Source organism: Pseudoxanthomonas sp. LH2527 (genome assembly GCF_022539275.1).
Classification (GTDB): Bacteria; Pseudomonadota; Gammaproteobacteria; order Xanthomonadales; family Xanthomonadaceae; genus Pseudoxanthomonas_A.
Genome location: NZ_JAKZBW010000017.1, coordinates 69992 through 84779 on the forward strand (window position 1 = coordinate 69992; position 14788 = coordinate 84779).

The following is a 14788-nucleotide window of genomic DNA, read 5'->3' on the forward strand; positions in this document are numbered from 1 at the left end:
AAGAAAACGGCCGGGTTTCCCCGGCCGTTCGTATTGCCTTCCGCGATGTGGCTGCGGATCAGAACTCGTACTTCAGACCCACCGACAGCGACCACTGCGAGATGCCGTTGGTCTGGCTGTCGGCGTTGGTCGGAATACCGAGGGCCGTCGACTGGCCGAACTCCGTGCCGCTACGGTAACCGTACACGTACTGGCCGTTGTAGATGCCGCGCAGCGAGGCGACCGCGTTGTTGGCGTTGAAGCCGTAGTCGATGATGTGGCCCCAGTCGTCGTTGATCAGGTTGCCGACGTTCTGGATGTCGAGCCAGATCTTGGACTTGTGGCCCTTCATGAAGCCGGGCAGTTCCTGGCTGATGCGGATGTCGAACGTGTTGACCCAGCCGGAGGTGAAGCCGTTCTCCGGCGCGTAGGTGCCTGCGTAGCGGCTCAGGCCATCCTGCTGCTCCAGCCACGTCCAGAACGCCTGCTCCATGACCGGATCGGCAGTGAACTGGCCGGTGGCGCTCAGGTTGCCGAACAGCACGTCGCCGCGGCCCGCCGGCACGTAGAACAGGTCGTTGAAGGTGCGGTTGTCGCCGTTCGCGTCGCCGTTGAAGATGTAGCTGTAGGGACGGCCGCTGCGGCCTTCGTAGAACAGGCCCACTTGGGTGGCGTAGTCACCGAAGAACTTGTGCGACCAGTTCAGCGAACCGCTGAAGCGGTCCTTGATCTCGTAACGCGCCGTGCTGCTGGTCGGCTCGTTGATGCTGACACCCAGCTGCGAACCATAGCCCGAACTCGCAGTGGAGCTGGTCAGCGCCGAGACTTCCTCGGCGTTGGTGCGGGTGTAGCCCACGGTCCACGACCAGTCGCTGTCTTCCGAGACCGGCTTGCTCAGCGAGACCGTCAGCTGCTGGCCCTTGCCCTTGTTGGTGTTCTCCAGCAGGAAGACATCACCGAAGTAGGTGTTGCGGCCGGTACGCGCGCCATTGGGCGCCAACGCGCCGGTGCCGGCGGCGGTGTTGCCGAAAGGACGCGTGCTGTTCGGGTTCCAGTACAGCACGCGGCCGTCCGGACCGACGTAGCCGGGACCCACGTTGAGCGTGCGGTAGAACAGGCCATTCTTGACGTCCGTCAGCAGCAGTTCGGCCGACGCCACGATGCCGTTCCACGGCGTCTCGACGTCGATCGCCAGGTTGGCCTTCCACACCGACGGCAGCTCGAAGTCGTCGCTGATGGCGTTGACGTTGCGCACGCCCGTGCCGCCTGCCGGCACGTTCTGGTTCAGGCCATCGGGGCTGAACGGGACCAGCGCCGGATTGGTGTTGTTCTGGAACGAAATGTAGTTCATGCCCGTGTTGCTGTAGGCATTGCCCACCCACACCTGCGGGGCGTCGCCCTGGAACAGGCCGATACCACCGCGCAGCTGGGCCGGACGCTCCCAGTCGAAGGTGTAGTTGAAGCCGAAGCGCGGCTGGATGATGTAGTCGCCGTTGTAGGTGTTGTTGTTGGCGATGCCGAAGCCGCCGGTGTAGGTGCCGCCGGTGCAGGCGGCATTGGTGGTGCCGGGTGCCGCAGCGAAGCACTCGTTGAACGGCGCGGCCGGGCTGGCGCTGGGCTTGTCGGCGCGCACGCCGAGGGTCAGCGTCAGGTTGGGCGTGACGTACCACGTGTCCTGCACGAAGAAGCCGAGGCTCTTGTTCTTGTAGCGCGCGGCGATCATGTCCGCGTTGGTCGGGTTGGTCTGCAGGTCGTAGTCGAAGTAGCGACCGTTGGTCAGGTTGCTGAAATCGGAGGTGCGGGTGCCGCCGACCAGCGGACGCGGGACATAGAAGCTGTAGTTGCCCCAGTAATCCTGCAGGAAGAAGTTGTAGATCTCGTTTTCGCTGTACTCGGCGCCGAACTTGAAGTCGTGATCGCCCACCGTCCAGGTGGCCGAGCCGAAGTAGTTCCACGTCTCGGTCAGCAGCGCGTTGCCCATCGAGCTGCGCTCGGTACCCAGGCGGATCGCGTCCAGGCCGCTGAAGCTGTTGCTGTTGGTGCCGATCGGGCTGTCGTTGCCGTTACCGGCTACGCCGTCGTCGAAGTACACCTGGATGGTCGGCGCGGTGGTCGGGCTGACGCGGACGGCCGAGTAATCGCGGTACGACACCTTGAACTCGGTCGAGAACGTGTCGGACCAATCGCTGAACAGCTGGCCGACGTAGCTTTCCACGGTCTTGACGTGGTTGTACCAGTTGGAGCTCAGCGACAGCACGTTGGCGGTCGACGCTTCCGGGCGAACGCGGTTCTGCTCGAGCTTGCTGTAACGCAGGCTGGCGCGGTGCGCATCGCTGATGTTCCAGTCCAGCTTCAGCGCGTACTCTTCCAGTTCGGTGTCGCCGGCGCCGGTCAGGTCGCCCGGCTCGAAGCCCCACACGTCGCGCGCGATGTCCTGCACGGCGGCCAGGTCGGCGGCGCTGAAGTCGGCGGTGCCGGCGGCCAGCGGGTTGGTGCCCTGGCTCTTGCCGGCCGGGCCAATGTTGGTCTGCTTGAACTTCTCGTAGTTGGCGAAGAAGAACAGCTTGTCCTTGACGATCGGGCCGCCCAGGGTCACGCCCCAGGTGGTCTCGTCGTCGTACTCGTCGAACGGCAGGCCGGTCACGTCGAGCGAGCTGCCGGCGATGCGCGCCGGGTAGTCGCCGAACCAGTCGCCATCACGGTAGCTGCCGTACACCGAACCGTGGAACTCGTTGGTGCCCGACTTGGTCACGGCGTTGACGTTGGCACCGGCGGCGCCGGCCATCGTCACGTCGTAGTTCGACAGGTTGATGTCGATGGCTTCGATGGCTTCCATCGAGACCGGCTGGCGCTGGGTCGGCATGTTGTTGCCTTCCAGGCCGAAGGTGTCGCTGGCCGACACGCCGTCGATGGTGATCTTGTTGAAGCGCGGGTTCTGACCGCCGGCGGTGATGCTGCCCGAGGCGCGGTCGCTGAAGGTCACGCGCGGATCGAGGCGCATGTAATCCTGGATGTTGCCGTTGACCGACGGCAGGTTCTCGATGGTGACGCGGTCGACGCTGGTGCCCGAGCCCATCTTGGTCGCGCTGAAGACTTCCGAACCGCCTGAGAAGCCCACCGCCGTGACCGTTTCCAGCGTCGCCATGTCGCCCGTCAGCGCGGCGTTGATCGTGCTGGTCTGGTTGAGCTGCAGGAACACGTTGTCTTCGGTCTTGGTGCCCGTGCCCGACTTGGTGATGGTCACCTGGTAGGGACCGCCCACGCGCAGGCCGCGCGCGTTGTAGCGACCGCTGGCATCGGTGGTGGCGCGGCTGACCGTACCGGATTCGACGTGGGTGATGGTCACCTCGGCGCCGACGACGGGCTGGCCGCCATTGTCGGTGACCAGGCCGCCCACACCGGCCGAGGTGCTCTGCGCGAAGGCGGGAGCGGCGGCGAGCGCGACGACGAGGCCAAGGCTGAGCTTGGACAGGCGAAGACGACGGGATTGGTTCATCGGATAAACCTCGGTACGGGAGTGATGTGGCGAAGCTGGCTGACAGGACGTGCGCGGAAGCGACCGTGGAGGTCGTTTCGAAGGGCGTGCTTAGGGGTTCCCATGGCCCACGCGGCGTCCGCGGAGGTTAATAACAGGTTAACACGATAGGACCATTTTGTGACCGCCGCATGACAAATTTCCGCAGCGCAACATGACAGCCGGCCCGCCTGCGGGCGGACCCGGCTGGCGCCCAGCCGGCTGCTGCCCCGCGACCGATGAGGCTCAGATGTTAGGGGGGGTCAGCTTGAGGTAGGTGCCGATGCCGTCCAGCACCATCTGCACGGAGATGGCCACCAGCAGCATGCCCATCAGGCGCTCGATGGCGGTCAGTACCCGCCGGCCCAGCCACTTGTAGAGCACCGTCGCCGAGAACAGGATCACCGCCGTGGCTCCCCAGGCCAGCAGCAGGGCCAGGCTCCAGTCGCCCAGCCGGGACGGGTCGTTGCTGCCCATCAGCATGACCGCCGCCATGCCGGAGGGGCCGGCCACCAGCGGAATGGCCAGCGGCACGATGAAGGGCTCACCGCCCGGCAGCTCGCCCATCAGCCCTTCCGGCCGGGGAAAGATCATCCGCACGCCGATCAGGAACAGCACGATGCCGCCGGCGATGGCCACCGACTCCTGCCGCAGGTGCATCATTTCCAGCGCGTACTTGCCGCCCCACAGGAACAGCATCAGCACGACCAGCGCGATCAGCAGTTCGCGCACCACCACGATGCGCTGGCGACGCGGCGGCAGCGGCTTGAGCACGCTGAGGAACACCGGGATGTTGCCCAGCGGGTCCAGGATCAGGAACAGCAGCAGCGCCGCCGACAGGACGGTCATGCCCGCACCTTCCATATCTGCCCCCTGTGCGTGGCGCCCGCAGATGACAGCAGGGTGACACAGGCGGCGGCGTAGTCGCCGGCATCACGCGCCTGCGCGTCGGTGTCGTCGGCGTAGGCCCGCGAACGCAGTGGCGTGCGCATCGGCCCGGGCTGCAGCGCGGAAACCCGCACGCTGCTGGTGGCCAGTTCGGTATGGAGCATGCCCACCAGCGACGCCAGCCCGTGCTGGGCCACGCCGTAGGCGCCCCAGTACGCCTGCCCCACCCGGCCAAGGTCGTCGACGGTGAAGACCAGGGCGGCGTCATCCGACTGCTTGAGCAACGGCAGGCAGGCCTGCGAAAGCCACCAGGGTGCGGTGAGGTTGACGTGCACGATGCGAGCAAAGGCCGCCGGATCGGTGTGCTCGAGCGGCGTCAGGCCCTTGAACTCGGCCGCGCAGTGCAGCACGCCATCCAGCCGGCCCAGCTCTGCCTGCAGGCGATCGGCCAGTTCGACGTAGTCGTCGGGCGTCGCGCCCTCCAGGTCGAGCGGATACAGCAGCGGCTCGGCACCGACCTTCGCGACGGCGTCGTACACGCGATTCAACTTGGGCAGCTTGCGCCCCAGCAGCACGACCGTCGCGCCAGCTTCGGCGCACGCGACCGCCGCCGCGCTGCCCAGGCCACCATGGGCGCCACTGACCAGCACGACGCGCTGGTCCAGCGCGCGAGGGGCGCGCGTCGGCAGGCCGACCAGGCTCACTGGGTGAACGCCTCGGTCACGATCCGCTCCAGCTCGCCGGATTCGTGCAGTTCCAGGGTGATGTCGCAGCCGCCGATCAGCTCGCCATTGATGAAAAGCTGCGGGAACGTCGGCCAGTTGGAGAAGCGCGGCAGGTTGGCGCGGATCTCGGGCTCTTCCAGCACGTTGATGGTGTGGAGGTGTTCGGCGCCCGCTTCACGCAGCGCGTGCACGGCACGACTGGAGAAGCCGCACATCGGGAACTGCGGCGTGCCCTTCATGAAAAGGACGATCGGGTGGCCATCCACTTCGGCCTGGATGCGTTCCATCACCGGCATGCTGATTTCTCCTTCCTTGACGGTTTGGCAACCACCGTCGGGTACACTTTCGGTCCGTTCCGCCGGCCTTGCCCGCGGATTGCATAGTGTAAGCCTTTGCATCGCCCGCCGATGCCGGCACTGCCCCTTCTACCCGCCTAGCGTAAGGAACCGAGCCATGGCCATCGAACTACCCCCCCTGCCCTACGACCGCACCGCCCTGGAGCCGCACATCTCCGGCGAGACCATCGATTTCCACTACAGCAAGCACCACAAGACCTACGTCGACAACCTCAACAAGCTGATCGAAGGCACCGAGTTCGCCGACGCATCGCTGGAAGAGATCGTGCGCAAGTCGCAGGGCGGCATGTTCAACAACGCCGCGCAGGTGTGGAACCACACTTTCTACTGGAACGGCCTGAAGCCCAACGGCGGCGGCGAGCCGACCGGCAAGCTGGCCGAGCTGATCAACAAGACCTTCGGCGATTTCGCCAAGTTCAAGGAAGAGTTCACCAAGACCGCCATCGGCACCTTCGGCTCCGGCTGGGGCTGGCTGGTGCAGCGCCCGGATGGCTCGCTGGCGCTGGCCAGCACCTCCAACGCCGCCACCCCGCTGACCGGCGAAGACAAGCCGCTGCTGACCATCGACGTGTGGGAACACGCCTACTACATCGACTACCGCAACGCGCGCCCGAAGTACGTGGAATCGTTCTGGGCGCTGGTGAACTGGGACTTCGTGGCCGGCAACCTGCGCTGAGCCCAGGTCCACGCACGACACACCACGCAAAACGGCCGGGGAAACCCGGCCGTTTTCTTTTGCAGATCGCGCGTGAGGGGCCGGGCTACGCGGACAGACGCGCCACCACCGGCGCCACCTGCGCGTCGCGCCCCAAGCCCGCGCCTACACGCGCCAGCGCCTGGGCCAGCGAAGACGCATCCTCCGCTCTCAGCGTGGCGTGGCCGACCTTGCGACCGGCGCGCGATTCCTTGCCATAGTCGTGCCAGTGCCCGCCGGCTTCCTGCAGCACGGCGCGCGCATCCGGCATCTCGCCGATCCAGTTGAGCATGCAGGCGTGGCCGAGTACCCGCGTCTCGCCCAGTGGCAGGCCGAGCACGGCGCGCAGATGATTCTGGAACTGCGACGTTTCCGCGCCTTCGATCGTCCAGTGGCCGGAGTTGTGCACGCGCGGGGCCATCTCGTTGGCGAGCAGTTGGCCATCGCGGTAGAACAGTTCCAGCGCGAACACGCCCACATAGTCCAGCGCCTCGGCCAATCGCCGCGCATGCGCGCACGCCGCCTCGGCCAAGGCGTCATCGACGCGCGCGGGCGCCAGGCTCGCCGACAACACGCCATCGACATGCCAGTTCTCGGTCAGCGGCCAGGTACGGAACTCGCCGTCGCGGCCCCGCACCGCGATCACCGACAACTCCCGCTCGAACGGAATGAAGGCTTCGACAATCAAGCCGACCGTCGCGGCCTGCGCGCCCAGCGCCTGCCAGGCGGCATCGACATCCGCCGGCGACTTGATGCGGAACTGGCCCTTTCCGTCGTAACCGAGCCGCCGCGTCTTGAGGATGCACGCGCCGCCCAGTCGCCCGACTTCGGCCTTCAACGCATCCAGGCTGTCGACATCCGCGAACGGCCCGACAGGGATGCCGAGTTCGCGGAAGAGGGTCTTTTCCACCAGGCGATCCTGCGCCACGGCCAGCGCGCGCGGATTGGGGAACACGGGGACGCGGCTGGCGAGCCACTCGGCGCTCTCCGACGGCACGTTCTCGAAATCGAATGTGGCCACGTCCACCTTCGAGGCGAATTCGGCCAGCGCGGCCTCGTCGCGATAGTCGCCGACCAGCAGCGGCGCGAACTGGCCCGCGCACGCGTCGGCGGCGGTATCCATCACCAGGAAGCGCAGGCCGAGCGGCGCGCCCGAGAGCGCGAGCATGCGGGCCAACTGCCCGCCACCCAAAATACCAACGGTAGTCATATCGATATCACTCCCGTCGTCGGGATCAGCGCAACACAGGCACCCGCTTGGCACCAACGCCTCCCTCTCCCGCGCGCGGGAGAGGGATGGGGTGAGGGAGACTCGCAGGCGCTTGGCGCATGCGAGTCGATGCCGACCGTCGTCATAGCGGCTGGCGGGGATCGTCGTGCGCCATGACATCGTCGGTCTGGCGTGTGCGGAAGGCATCGAGCGCGGCACCGATGGCCGGATACTCCGGCGCCAGCAGTGCGGCAGCGAACAGGCCGGCATTCGCGGCACCCGCGTTGCCGATCGCGAACGTCGCCACCGGGATGCCGGCCGGCATCTGCACGATGGACAGCAGCGAGTCCATGCCGTTGAGCGCCTTCGACTGCACCGGCACGCCCAGTACCGGCACTGCGGTCTTCGCCGCCAGCATGCCGGGCAGGTGCGCCGCGCCGCCGGCGCCGGCAATGATCGCCCGCAGCCCGCGCGATGCCGCTTCGTCCGCATACGCGAACAGCACGTCAGGCGTGCGATGCGCCGAGACCACCTTCACCTCGTAGGGAACACCCAGCGCATCCAGTTTCTGCGCGGCATGCTGCATGGTCTCCCAGTCGGAGCGGGAGCCCATCACGATGCCCACCACGGGGCTGGAAACGCTGGCGGTCATGGCCGTCCTCGGTCGCAAAGACGTATTCTACCCTCCTGACCGAATCGCTGAACGAGTCCCCATGGACCGCAAACTGCTGGACCTGCTCTGCTGCCCCACCGCCCGCCAGCCGCTGGCCATGCTCGATGCGCGCGGACTGGAAGCGCTCAATCGCGCCATCGCCGAAGGCCAGGTCAAACGCGCCGACGACACCGCGCAGACCGAGCCACTGCGCGAGGCACTGGTGACGCACGACCGCAAGACCGTGTACCGCGTTGAGGACGGCATCCCCGTGCTGCTCGCCGAGGAAGCGATCGCCACCGCACAGGCCGGCGACTTCCCCGCACGATGAACACGCAGCCGACGCCGCCGCCCGCCGACGTCATCGCTGCGGACGTCAACCGTGCGCTGGCCGAGGACGTCGGCGGCGGCGACGTCACCGCAGCGTTGCTGCCGGACACCGCCGACATCGCCTACCTGTTGTGCAAGGAAGAAGCCGTCATCGCCGGCCGCCCGTGGTTCGATGCCTGCCACCGCGCGCTCGATCCCGACGTGCGGATCGAATGGCGCGTGCAGGACGGCGACCGCGTGGCCGCCGGCACCGTGCTGGCCACGCTGGCCGGTCGCGCGCGCGCGCTGGTCACCGCCGAACGCGCGTCGCTGAATTTCCTGCAGACCCTGTCCGGCACGGCCACCGTCACCGCCGCGTACGTGGAGGCGGTGCGCGGCACCGGCTGCACCATCCTGGACACCCGCAAGACCCTGCCCGGCCTGCGGCTGGCGCAGAAGTACGCCGTGCGCTGCGGCGGCGGACAGAATCACCGCATCGGCCTGTACGACGCGGTGATGCTGAAGGAGAACCACGTCCGTGCCGCCGGCTCGCTGGTGGCGGCCATCCGCGCGGCCCGCAGCGCGCAGCCGTCGCTGCCGCTGATCGTGGAAGTGGAGACGCTGGCGCAGCTCGACGAAGCCCTGGCAGCGGGGTGCGAGCGCATCCTGATCGACGACTTCGATGCCGAGACCCGGCGCGAGGCCGTGCGCCGCGCCAGGGCCGCACCGTATGCCGGCCGCATCCCGCTGGAAGTCTCCGGTGGCGTCGACCTGACCACGCTGCGCGGCATCGCGGCCGACGGGGTCGACTTCGTCTCGATCGGCGGCCTGACCAAGCACGTCCGCGCCATCGACCTGTCGATGAAACTCGGTCCTGCCCCATGAACCTGTCGCCGCTCAGTGCGCTGTTGTGGCTGATCGCCGGCGGTGCGGCATTCGCGTACTGGAACGCCGCGCGAGCCGCCGCCGAACGCGCGGGCGCGCTGGGTCGGAACGCCTGCAAGGCCGCCGGCGTCATCTGGCTGGACCAGAGCGTCCATGCCAACGGCCTGCGCCTGGCCCGTGGCGAGGACGGCTGGCTGGGCTTCGAGCGCAGCTTCCGCTTCGAGTACTCGCACGATGGCATCGATCGCCACGTCGGGCGACTGGTGCTGCGCAAGGGCCAGCTGGTGTCGTTCGTCGGACCGGTGGCGCCGTCGACGACGCCTATCAATCTGGAACCTTAGCAGCGGCGCGCTCCCGCGACGCTGTCCTGGCGCGGACCGGAACGCATCGCGCCCGTGGGGCGCTCCTACTTCACCACGCGCAGGAACGGCGGGCGCTTGCCCGACGGAGGCGGTGCATCGTCGTCGGGCGGCGTGTCCTGGGACGCGGCCGCATCGTCGTCGCCACTGGCGTCCGTGTCGTGCGGCACGTCATCCGGCAAGGCCATGCCCTGCCCGGTTTCGCGCGAATAGATCGCCAGTACGGCACTGATCGGCACGTGCACCGCATGGCTGACGCCGCCGAACCGCGCGGTGAAGCTGACCGCGTCGTTGTCGATCATCAACCGCACCACCGCGCGCTCGGCGATGTTCAACACCACCTTGCCTTCCTTCACCGCGCTGGCGGGCACCTGCACGCCTGCCATCGTCGCGTCCACCAGCAGGTGCGGCGTCATGCCGTTGTCGGCAATCCATTCGTTCAACGCCCGCAGCAGATAGGGGCGATGGCTGGTCATGCGGGAAGAGGCGTCGGTCATGTCACTTCTCGGCGGTCCGGCGCGCAGGAACGCCCGCGCGTCTGGTCCGCAAGTCGGTCGGTCAGACCGGGATCTCGCGCAGTTTCTTCTCGGGATCCGTCAGGCTGCGGAGGAAGCCGGGATGCCGGAAGATGCGGTTGCCATAGTCCTCGATCGCCTTGCCGTCCTTGGGCAGCGGCACGTCCAGCGACGGCAGGCGCCAGATGATCGGCGCCATCGCGCAATCGGCCAGGCTCATCTCGGGATTGAGGAAGAACTTGCTCGCCTTGAACAGCGGCACCGAGGCGGTCAGCAGTTCCTTCAGGCGCTTGCGGCCGGCTTCGGCCTGCTGCTTGTTGCCCAGCTGGATGGCCTGCACCTGCGGCACCCAGTCGTGCTCGATGCGCAGCATGGCCAGGCGCAGGCGCGCGCGCGACAGCGGATCGACCGGCATCAGCGGCGGATGCGGATAACGCTCGTCCAGGTATTCGCTCACCACCGAGGCGGCATACAGCACCAGATCGCGCTCCACCAGCGTGGGCACGGAGTGGTAGGGATTCAGATCGATGAGGTCTTCGGGCGGATTCTGCGGATCCACCGGCACCAGGTCGTAGCTCACGCCCTTGGCGGCGAGCACCAGCCGCACGCGGTGGCAGAGCACGTCATCGGTGGAGGAAAACAACGTCAGTGTATTGCGCATACGTGGGCTCGCAGCCATTCACGGCTCTCCGACGACCGGAATCCGCCGATCGCACCGACGCCGCCAGCCCCTTGCTGACGGTCGCCACGGTCCCTGAGTGTGCAATCCGCGCCGGAAAAAGCCAAGCAACCCCAGCCTGGCACTTCCCGTGCCGACGCAGGCGTCACCGCCTGCACCGGAGCGCGGGTGCGCGACATCGCTTAGTGGACGTCCTTCCAGTACTCCTGCTTCAACAGGTAGGCCAGGAACGTCAGCGCCGACAGGAACAGGATCACCCACACGCCGATGCTCTGGCGCTTCAGGGCCGCCGGCTCGCCGACATACTCCAGGAAGTTGGTGATGTCGCGGGCCGTCTGGTCGAACTCGCGCGCATCCTGGCGCCCGGCCTGCGTCACCTTGAGGCTTTCCACGTGGCGCTCGCCGGTGGCCGCGTCGGGCTGGCCGAACTCGGCGTGCTGCAGGCCCTGCAGCTCCCACAGCGGATTGGGCATGGACGCGTTGGGGAACAGCTTGTTGTTCCAGCCCAGCGGACGCGATTCGTCCAGGTAGAACGACTTGAGATAGGTGTAGATCCAGTCGCTGCCACGCACGCGCGAAATGACGCTCAGATCCGGCGGCATCTTGCCGAACCACTTCTCGCCACCCGCGGCCGGCATGGACACCTGCACCTGCTCGCCGAACTTGGCGCCGGTGAAGTTGAGGTTGTTCATCACCTCGTCTTCGGTCAGGCCCAGGTCTTCGGCCATGCGCGAATAGCGCATGTACTTCAGCGAGTGACAGCCAGCGCAGTAGTTCATGTACAGTTGCGCGCCGCGCTGAAGCGATGCGCGGTCGCTCAGGTCGTTGCCGGCCTGGAGCGTGTCGCCGCCGCCGGCAGCGAAGGCGGTGAACGAGATCAGCAACCCGCTGGCGAAGACAGCTAGGCGAGAGGCGAAAGTCTTAGTCATGCGTCGTCACCCGGTCGGGCACTGGCTTGGTCTTGTCGATCCTGGTCCAGATCGGCATGGTCAGGAAGAACAGGAAGTAGAAGGCGGTCAGGAAGCGGCCGATGATCGTCTCCACCGGATCCGTACCCGGGCCGGCGCCGATCTTGCCCAGCCAGATGAAGCAGATGGCGAACACGCCCAGCAGCAGCTTGGACAGCAGGCCGCGGTAGCGGTAGGACTTGACCTTGGCGCGGTCCAACCACGGCACCAGGAACAGGATCGCGATGGCGCCGAACATCACCAGTACGCCGGACAGCTTGTGCGGCACCACGCGCAGCATCGCGTAGTAGGGCGTGTAGTACCACACCGGCTTGATGTGGGCTGGCGTCACCAGCTTGTTGGCCTCGGTGAAGTTGTCGTGCTCCAGGAACCAGCCGCCCATCGCGGGCGCGAAGAACACGATGAAGGCCGCGAAGATCAGGAACCCACCGACGTAGAAGCCATCCTTGACCGTGTAGTACGGGTGGAACGGCACGCCGTCGGCCGGTGCCGTCGGCGACCAGCGGTTGCCCTTCGGGCCCTTCTTGATCTCCACGCCGTCGGGGTTGTTCGAGCCGACTTCATGCAGCGCGAAGATATGCAGCACCACCAGCAGCAGCAGCACTAGCGGCAGCGCGATGACGTGCAGCGCGAAGAAGCGGTTGAGGGTGGCGTCGCTGGGCAGGTAGTCGCCCATGATCCACTCGGTCAGGCCGTTGCCGATCACCGGAATGGCGCCGAACAGCGAGATGATGACCTTCGCGCCCCAGAACGACATCTGGCCCCACGGCAGCACGTAGCCCAAGAAGGCTTCGGCCATCAGCACCAGGTAGATCAGCATGCCGAGGATCCACACCAGCTCGCGCGGCTTCTGGTACGAGCCGTACATCAGGCCGCGGAACATGTGGATGTAGACCACGATGAAGAACAGCGAGGCGCCGGTGCTGTGCATGTAGCGGATCAGCCAGCCCCACTCCACGTCGCGCATGATGTATTCGACCGAGGCGAAGGCTTCCGCCGCGCTCGGCTTGAAGTGCATCGTCAGGAAGATGCCGGTCAGGATCTGGTTGACCAGCACCACGATCGACAGCACGCCGAAGATGTACCAGATGTTGAAGTTCTTGGGCGCGTAGTACTCGCTCATGTGCTTGCGGTACACGGGCATGAAGCCCGGCGCGCGCGCGTTGAACCAGTCCACGACGCCATCGGCGGTACGGGTGATGATGTTCGCCATGGCTTATGCGCCCCCCTGCGGGTCGAGGCCGACGATGATGGTCGTGTCGTTCTCGTAGTAATGCGGCGGCACCACCAAGTTGGTGGGTGCGGGCACGCCCTGGTAGACGCGGCCGGCCATGTCGAAGCGCGACTTGTGGCAAGGGCAGAAATAGCCGCCCTTCCAGTCCGGGTCGTACGGCTCGGGCTTGATCTCGGCGGCCATTTCCGGCGAGCAGCCCAGGTGGGTGCACAGCCCGACCAGCACGGAGATCTCCGGCTTCAGCGAGCGCGCTTCACCGGTGATGTACGACGGCTGCTGGTCCTTGTTGGCCGACTGCGGGTCGCGCAGGTTGCCGTCCAGGGTGGGCAGCGCGTCCAGGATCGCCTTGGAGCGCTTGACGATCCAGATCGGCTGGCCGCGCCATTCCAGGATCAGGCGCTGGCCTTCCTGCAGGCCGGTCAGGTCGGCGGTCACCGGGGCGCCGGCCAGCTTGGCCCGTGCGCTCGGATTCCACGACTTGATAAAAGGTACAGCTGCAATACCGGCACCCACTGCACCCACCACCGCGGTGGTCGCAGTCAGGAACCGGCGTCGGCCCGTATTCACAGGCCCATTGACCCCATCGATGGCCATCCGGCACTCCGCAAAACAATCAGGTAGCTAAAAAGGCTGCCAAGGCCGCACCCCAGATACCGGTGCGGGCCGCAAAAGACGGCAAAGTGTAACGGATGGCTTAATGGGCCGACAACGGCTGCCGTGGAATCAAGGGCTTGCGTGCGCCCAGGGCGCCCGCCGCGACTCAGCGCGCGGCGACGGCCTGGCGGTAGCGGTCGGCCAGCACGGCCACGCGCTGCACGTAGCGCTGGGTTTCCTTGTACGGCGGCACGCCGCCGTGGCGGTCCACCGCGCCCTCACCGGCGTTGTAGCCGGCGGCGGCCAGCGTCAAGTTGCCGTTGAAGCGCTTCAGCAGCCAGGACAGGTACTGCGCGCCGCCGCGGATGTTCTGGCCGGCGTTGTAGGAGTCGGTCACGCCGAACCGGCGCGCCGTGGCCGGCATCAGCTGCATCAGGCCCTGCGCGCCGGCATGCGACAGCGCCATCGGGTTGTACGAGGACTCGGCGTGCATGATCGCGCGCAGCACGGCTTCTTCCACGCCGAACTCGCGCGAGGCCGCGGCGATCTCGGCCTGGTAGGCGGAGGTGTTGAGCCGCAGCCGGCCGAAGTCGACGCCCGGGTTGCCGCAGGCGAAGCAGGTTTCGATGTAGCTGTACTTGATGGTGCGCAGGCTGGCGACCTGGGTGCCGCCGCGCGGACGCGTGCTGGTGTAGTGGCGCACGCCGTCCTTGATGTAGGAGTAGACCTGCCCGCTGACCACGCGGCGCGGGCCGGTCGCGGCAGGCGCGGGCGTCGGCGCCGCGGCCGGGACAATGGCCGTGGCCGAATCGGACAGCGCGGGGGCATTGGCGGCCCCGATGGCCGGGGTGGTTTCGACAGGACGGGAGACCGAGGCGACCTGGGTCGGGCGGCTGCGGTCGGGCGTGTAGCGGCTCACGACTTCGCACTGGGAGCCGCTGACGCGCTTGCTGACGTACGCCGGCACACCGTCGGCGCCGGTGCACTTGTACAGCGTGCCCGCGCTGGCCGGCAGTGCGGTCAACGCGGCCAGCATGGCCAGAAACGTCAGAGTCCCCCTCATGCCGCGCAGTGTCCGGGATTCCCGGGTGATTGCCAAGTCCTTGTCCAACAAAGGTTTCCTCCAATCTGTGCCGGCGGTCGGAGTTCGACGCATCGGCGGCACGACGGCCCTGCCAGGGCCCGATATCCCCTATCAACGCCATCCGACCCGGCTACCGGCCGCGG

The 14788-nt window shown here is 67.0% G+C and carries 16 protein-coding genes; 4 read left to right on the plus strand and 12 right to left on the minus strand.

The window, feature by feature from the left end:
- Positions 1-58: 58 nt before the first annotated feature.
- From MMG85_RS10805 to grxD, 4 genes are all read right to left on the minus strand, one after another.
- Positions 59-3475 (minus strand): TonB-dependent receptor, encoded by a 3417-nt coding sequence (locus MMG85_RS10805; RefSeq protein WP_241046044.1) that lies wholly within the window; start codon positions 3473-3475, stop codon positions 59-61.
- Between the two features lie 264 nt (positions 3476-3739).
- Complete coding sequence (locus tag MMG85_RS10810) at positions 3740-4342, minus strand: YhgN family NAAT transporter (protein WP_241046045.1); 603 nt, start codon at positions 4340-4342, stop codon at positions 3740-3742.
- Positions 4339-5079, minus strand: coding sequence for an SDR family NAD(P)-dependent oxidoreductase (locus MMG85_RS10815; RefSeq protein WP_241046061.1), 741 nt, complete (start codon positions 5077-5079; stop codon positions 4339-4341). The genes MMG85_RS10810 and MMG85_RS10815 overlap by 4 nt, the downstream gene beginning before the upstream one ends.
- 2 nt (positions 5080-5081) lie before the next feature.
- Positions 5082-5402, minus strand: a complete 321-nt coding sequence (grxD, locus tag MMG85_RS10820; RefSeq protein ID WP_241046046.1) for a Grx4 family monothiol glutaredoxin — start codon at positions 5400-5402, stop codon at positions 5082-5084.
- A gap of 157 nt (positions 5403-5559) precedes the next feature.
- Here grxD and MMG85_RS10825 point away from each other — a divergent pair, with 157 nt between their 5' ends.
- Positions 5560-6138, plus strand: a complete 579-nt coding sequence (locus tag MMG85_RS10825) for a Fe-Mn family superoxide dismutase (RefSeq protein WP_241046047.1) — start codon at positions 5560-5562, stop codon at positions 6136-6138.
- Between the two features lie 85 nt (positions 6139-6223).
- On the opposite strand, the gene MMG85_RS10830 is transcribed toward MMG85_RS10825, so the two are convergent.
- A complete protein-coding gene (locus tag MMG85_RS10830) occupies positions 6224-7366 on the minus strand; it encodes a 5-(carboxyamino)imidazole ribonucleotide synthase (protein WP_241046048.1) in 1143 nt (380 codons plus the stop codon).
- Between the two features lie 142 nt (positions 7367-7508).
- Positions 7509-8018, minus strand: a complete 510-nt coding sequence (purE, locus tag MMG85_RS10835) for a 5-(carboxyamino)imidazole ribonucleotide mutase (protein ID WP_241046049.1) — start codon at positions 8016-8018, stop codon at positions 7509-7511.
- Between the two features lie 61 nt (positions 8019-8079).
- Between purE and MMG85_RS10840 the strand changes: the two genes are divergently transcribed.
- Genes MMG85_RS10840 through MMG85_RS10850 form a run of 3 tightly spaced genes read left to right on the plus strand, consistent with a single transcriptional unit; the run spans position 8080 to position 9553 of the window.
- The gene (locus tag MMG85_RS10840; RefSeq protein WP_241046050.1) at positions 8080-8349 is read left to right on the plus strand and encodes a Trm112 family protein; all 270 of its coding nucleotides are present in this window, start codon (positions 8080-8082) and stop codon (positions 8347-8349) included.
- Positions 8346-9212 carry a carboxylating nicotinate-nucleotide diphosphorylase gene (nadC, locus tag MMG85_RS10845; RefSeq protein WP_241046051.1) on the plus strand — a complete coding sequence of 289 codons (867 nt, stop codon included), beginning with the start codon at positions 8346-8348 and terminating at the stop codon, positions 9210-9212. The genes MMG85_RS10840 and nadC overlap by 4 nt, the downstream gene beginning before the upstream one ends.
- Positions 9209-9553, plus strand: a complete 345-nt coding sequence (locus MMG85_RS10850; RefSeq protein ID WP_241046052.1) for a DUF3301 domain-containing protein — start codon at positions 9209-9211, stop codon at positions 9551-9553. The genes nadC and MMG85_RS10850 overlap by 4 nt, the downstream gene beginning before the upstream one ends.
- 65 nt (positions 9554-9618) lie before the next feature.
- Here MMG85_RS10850 and MMG85_RS10855 read toward each other — a convergent pair whose 3' ends face one another.
- From MMG85_RS10855 to MMG85_RS10880, 6 genes are all read right to left on the minus strand, one after another.
- A complete protein-coding gene (locus MMG85_RS10855; protein WP_241046053.1) occupies positions 9619-10068 on the minus strand; it encodes a ClpXP protease specificity-enhancing factor in 450 nt (149 codons plus the stop codon).
- Positions 10069-10129: 61 nt separating this feature from the next.
- Positions 10130-10765: a glutathione S-transferase N-terminal domain-containing protein gene (locus tag MMG85_RS10860; RefSeq protein ID WP_055936130.1), complete on the minus strand. Its 636-nt coding sequence runs from the start codon at positions 10763-10765 to the stop codon at positions 10130-10132.
- A 182-nt stretch (positions 10766-10947) separates the two neighbouring features.
- On the minus strand, positions 10948-11694 hold the full coding sequence (locus MMG85_RS10865; RefSeq protein ID WP_241046054.1) for a cytochrome c1: 747 nt from the start codon (positions 11692-11694) through the stop codon (positions 10948-10950).
- Entirely contained in the window at positions 11687-12946 is a 1260-nt protein-coding gene (locus tag MMG85_RS10870) for a cytochrome bc complex cytochrome b subunit (protein ID WP_241046055.1), read from the minus strand. Before MMG85_RS10870 ends, MMG85_RS10865 begins: the two co-directional genes overlap by 8 nt.
- Before the next feature lie 3 nt (positions 12947-12949).
- Positions 12950-13561, minus strand: coding sequence for a ubiquinol-cytochrome c reductase iron-sulfur subunit (gene petA, locus MMG85_RS10875; protein WP_055936139.1), 612 nt, complete (start codon positions 13559-13561; stop codon positions 12950-12952).
- Between the two features lie 166 nt (positions 13562-13727).
- Entirely contained in the window at positions 13728-14624 is an 897-nt protein-coding gene (locus tag MMG85_RS10880) for a lytic transglycosylase domain-containing protein (protein ID WP_241046056.1), read from the minus strand.
- Between the last annotated feature and the right edge of the window lie 164 nt (positions 14625-14788).